This window comes from Janthinobacterium kumbetense, from assembly GCF_023703445.1.
GTDB lineage: Bacteria > Pseudomonadota > Gammaproteobacteria > Burkholderiales > Burkholderiaceae_D > Janthinobacterium > Janthinobacterium kumbetense.
This window is the reverse complement of record NZ_JAMQGR010000038.1, coordinates 1-615: the sequence shown is the minus strand read 5'-3', so window position 1 is coordinate 615 and position 615 is coordinate 1. Positions and strand designations below refer to the sequence as shown.

The 615-nt window shown below is 58.5% G+C and carries 1 protein-coding gene; it reads left to right on the top strand.

Translation table 11 applies throughout. The annotated features are described in order from the left end of the window. Positions 1-146: 146 nt before the first annotated feature. Positions 147-473 (top strand): Dabb family protein, encoded by a 327-nt coding sequence (locus tag NCG91_RS27850; RefSeq protein ID WP_251352090.1) that lies wholly within the window; start codon positions 147-149, stop codon positions 471-473. Positions 474-615: the final 142 nt, after the last annotated feature.

The window sequence follows — 615 nt, the reverse complement described above, 5'->3', positions numbered from 1 at the left end:
TTCGAGTCCAGGTCGGGGAGCCAGAATTCGGAAGGCCATGTTGAAAAACATGGCCTTTTTTGTTTTCCACCGCCGCCAGCGGGGCTTGCCTGTGCGTGATCGCGTTTTGCGCTATCCTGAATGCATCACTTCAGGAGCACCTTCCCATGACTTGTACCTCCGCCTTGCGCCACATCGTCCTGTGCGACTTTCTCGATGGCATCACGTCTGCCAAGCACGCCGAGCTCGTCTACGAGTTTTCCCAGCTGAAACACCGCATTCCCGGCGTGCGGCAATTCGAATGGGGGCCGAACGTCAGCCCGGAAGGCCTCGATGACGGCTTTACCGATTGCTTTACCCTGACCTTCGATGACGCCGCCGCCCGCGACGGGTACCTGACCCATGCGGCCCACCTGGCCTTTGTCGAGCAGCTCAAGCCGTGGCTGGGCCGGGTGCTGGTCGTTGACTACTACCCGCAAGAGCATCCCGGCTGACCGACGGGCAAGGCGCAGCCGGGAAATGTACATTTTTCTCGGGGAAATCTGGACATCGTAAAATTTCCCCTATAGAATGCGGCCTCTTTTCCCTGATAGCTCAGTTGGTAGAGCGACGGACTGTTAATCCGCAGGTCCCTGG

Bases quoted from the DNA above. Each gene is read 5' to 3' on its own strand.
- NCG91_RS27850 (WP_251352090.1), top strand. From the start codon at position 147: ATGACTTGTACCTCCGCCTTGCGCCACATCGTCCTGTGCGACTTTCTC.